Genomic DNA, 3532 nt, shown 5'->3' with positions numbered 1-3532 from the left:
ATTCTCTGACCTATAGCCTCTAGGATCTCTTCGGCTCGTTTCTTTGTTTTCACATGTACCAAAAGGTCATCCGCGTATCGTTCAAACGGGGCATCCGGGAAGTTCTTTACCATCCATTTGTCAAAAGCGTAATGTAAGAACAGATTCGCCAAAATCGGAGAAATCACCCCGCCTTGGGGTAATCCTTGCTCTCGATCTATTAGTTGTCCATCTTTGTTTTGCATTGGAGCTTTCAACCAACGTTTGATGTAGAGAATTATCCATGGCTCTGATACGTGCATAGAGACAGCTTTTAGCAGCAGTTCATGATCTATTGTGTCGAAGAAGGCCTTGATATCTAGATCAATGACCCAATCGTACTTCCAACATCTCTTGCGTGCTTTTTCAATGGCATCATGGGCTGAGCGATTCGGCCTGTAACCATAGGAGTCGGAAGCCGTCAGTGTACTTGCTGGAAGGGATTGTTATAGATCCTAGTAGCTATCCATTGTCTTGGGTATCAGTTGGGTGAAAGTAATCGCAATTTATTTGCTTGTTAGTAGTGCCTCCCCTCCGAGGAGGTCGTTGATGGATACCGGCTCGTCGCACGAGGGACAGTATCCCCCTATTCCTACTCGGGTCATGAAGATGTGGCAATCCTCGCAGCGTTGTTCTCCAAGCGAGCGGGTACCGCAGCGGTTGCACTCATAGACGGTGAACTCTCGACGTGACTGTGACTTGGGGGCAGTGACTGGTGGGATACCGCCCATATCGCGACGACGTCGATAGGCAAGAGCCCGACAAGCATCTGAGCAATAGGTTCTTCTCCCTGATGGGCCGAAGTTACTCCCACAGACGGGGCACACTATCGTGACGCTATCGTGACGCAACGGGGATCTCGCACTCATGAGGTACTCGCGAGGTTCGAATCAGGCTGTGTAGTGGTGGACTTTGGTGCTGGCGTATCCGGGTTCGTTGGAACAAGTGATGTGGAGACAACTGGCTCCCAGTTCCGGGTGTTGCCCTTGATCCATCGCTTGGGATTCTTGGCCTTGGCCTCCTCGTAGACCCTGACTCGCTTGGCGAGGATCGCAACATCTTCGCCGTTGTGCTTCTGGTTTGGGGTCACAAAGTTCAGGCCAGAGTGATGGTGCTCCTCGTTGTAGAACTGGACGAATCCCTCGATCCAGACCCTTGCCGCTAGGAGAGACTCAAAGCCATCGTAGGGATAGCTCGCGCAGTACTTGACGGTGCGAAACATCGACTCCATGTGGGCGTTGTCATTTGAAGTCCTTGGACGTGAGTAGGAGGCAGCTATACCAAGTAGGTAACACAGTGCCACCAGGGTAGTCCCCTTCATAGGTGAACCGTTGTCCGAGTGCAACACACTAGGAGCGAGTGAACCCTCATTGAGGGTGGCTCGCTTCAAGACGGCTGCTAGATTCTCAGATGATTCATTCTCGTAGATCTCATAGCCGACGATCTTCCTGGAGTACAGGTCCATGATGAAGTGCAGGTAGTAGAAGAGACCCTTGATAGGACCTGGCAGGTAGGAGATATCGGTAACCCAAACCTGACGTGGTCCCGTAGCCACATGATTGGGCTTGGAGCGTTTGCGAGGCAGCGCTACCCGTCCTCGTCGCTTATTGAGCCCTGCGTCCCGTAGAACCCGATAGAAGGTGGACTCTGATGCTAAATAGACCCCTTGATCTGCTAGAGCTGGGACGATCTGAGCCGGTGGCAGTGAGCAGTACTCGCTACTGGTGCATACCTTTACGATCTCAGCCCTCTCTCGGTCGCTCAGCGCATTTGGTGGAGTTGGATAGACCCTAGTGAGTCTCTTATCCTCGACGATCGCGGCCACGAGCTCCTCAGGTGATGCTGTGGTGGCATCCACGCCACCTGCGGCCCTCCAACGCTCATAGGTGCTCTCACAGATCCCTACCTCGCGTACTGCGATAGCAAGGGGCACACCGGCATTGTTGGCCTCCGCGATGAGGGCGGTGGCTCCTTGGCGCTCTGGGAGAGGGATCAGTCGCCCCTGTCCCTCCAGAGCGCCTGGGCTTTTCCCCGCAACACCAGCAGGGCTGCCGTCTCTGCTAATGCCTTCTCCTTACGGGCGAGCTCGCGTTCTAAGACTGTCACCTTTGCCCGTTCAGCTGCCAGGTTCGCACGGTACTCCTTGGCGGCGATGCTCGAGCGGTCATTAGCCTCTTGACAGGCCACCTTCCAGCGTTCGAGATCCTCCGCTAAGATCCCCTGTTCTCGTAGGTAGGTACCGAGCTCGAGTTCGGTCATGGACTCGGTTCTGAGAACAATCTCGTACTTTGCCTTCGACGAGAGCGTAACCGACGCATTACCCGACGCGGAGAACTTGCCAACGGCACCGGTTCGCTTCAGTGACGCGTTCCATGTGTAGAGCGTGTTGAGTGGAATCCCTTCAGCATTCGAAAGCTTGGTGATCGCACCTTCGGGAGCATCCCCACCGTCACCTAACTCTAAGAGCTTCCTCAGTACTCGTTCCTTCTGATCCCTTGGGTATACCTCCTTCATGACTCCTCTATCCTCGCCCTATCTATGACTGTAGTGGACCTACCAGCAAGGGGTCTGATGGCTAGGGGAGTCTTCGTGGAAGACCTCTTCCAATCTTGGCTCTATGTAGGCTTTAGCTACCCCTTGGGCGATGCGATCTTTGACGGTTGGAATACCTAGGATTCTTTTACCGCCATCTGACTTGTCTATCTCGACATATCTAGTTGCCGCTGGAAAATAACTTCCAGAAGCCATTCGATTCCAGAGTTGGTAGAGATTGTTCTTTAGATCCATCTCAAAGACTGAGATGGACTGCTTATCAATCCCTGGTGCTCCTCGATTGGCTTTTGCCTCTTTGTATGCTTTAAGTACGACGTACTTGTCTTTTGCCTCTTTGTATGCTTTAAGTACGACGTACTTGTCTTTTGTCAAAAGCTTTTTCTTGTCGTGGTCTTGTCATTTGATCCCTCCCCCTCAACTTTTACCTTGAGAAGTTGTTCATTTGCCAATTACAACTAGATCTGCTGTTTACTCCATCTCTTTGGCTTACATCCTCATTACAAGGACTTCGTAGCTACTACGGGATGGTCCGCCCCCAATCCATAGGCATTTGGTACTTTCCCTCTTGTTGATCTGCAACTTGTAGGTTTTTCCTCATCTTTGGGCTTAGCCCATGTGGGCTTAGCCAAGAACGTCTAGGACTGGGTTCTCATGTTCCACATAAACGCCTGATGTTAAGCTCACGCCACCTACACGCCGGATGCCCCCATATAGCCAAGGGGAGCACTAATTGGGTTAGTCTTCCAAGTTGTCCCGAAAGTTCGACGTCCCTCGGTTTCGACATCATCCATACCAATTTCGAACGCTTCGTCAGTGGTTTGTTTTCACTCGTCTTCTTAACTCATACCTGAAAGAGTCATTGCTCTAACTTTTTTAGTACCGCTTTGGACAACAGTCTTTAGCTAATGCCCCGTACGGTGGTTTGGAATCTCCTCCCAAAAGGCGATCCCGGAGGGCCTAC

At 51.9% G+C, this 3532-nt stretch carries 4 protein-coding genes and 1 pseudogene; all 5 read right to left on the bottom strand.

Annotated elements, in window-relative coordinates:
* Positions 1 to 443: reverse transcriptase domain-containing protein (locus tag AXFE_RS18835; RefSeq protein ID WP_407071698.1), on the bottom strand; the 443-nt coding region annotated here is incomplete at its 3' end.
* An 81-nt stretch (positions 444 to 524) separates the two neighbouring features.
* Entirely contained in the window at positions 525 to 887 is a 363-nt protein-coding gene (locus AXFE_RS19685; protein WP_152626217.1) for a hypothetical protein, read from the bottom strand.
* Positions 884 to 1975 carry an IS3 family transposase gene (locus AXFE_RS17725; protein WP_268749172.1) on the bottom strand — a complete coding sequence of 364 codons (1092 nt, stop codon included), beginning with the start codon at positions 1973 to 1975 and terminating at the stop codon, positions 884 to 886. The genes AXFE_RS19685 and AXFE_RS17725 overlap by 4 nt, the downstream gene beginning before the upstream one ends.
* A 35-nt stretch (positions 1976 to 2010) precedes the next feature.
* Positions 2011 to 2532: a hypothetical protein gene (locus AXFE_RS17720; protein WP_052607218.1), complete on the bottom strand. Its 522-nt coding sequence runs from the start codon at positions 2530 to 2532 to the stop codon at positions 2011 to 2013.
* 66 nt (positions 2533 to 2598) lie between these two features.
* Positions 2599 to 2943, bottom strand: a pseudogene (locus AXFE_RS17715) (group II intron reverse transcriptase/maturase); the annotation flags it as partial.
* Positions 2944 to 3532 lie beyond the last annotated feature (589 nt).

Source organism: Acidithrix ferrooxidans (assembly GCF_000949295.1).
Lineage (GTDB): Bacteria > Actinomycetota > Acidimicrobiia > Acidimicrobiales > Acidimicrobiaceae > Acidithrix > Acidithrix ferrooxidans.
Note: the sequence above shows the minus strand (reverse complement) of the source record. Positions and strands in the feature narration are given on the sequence as shown.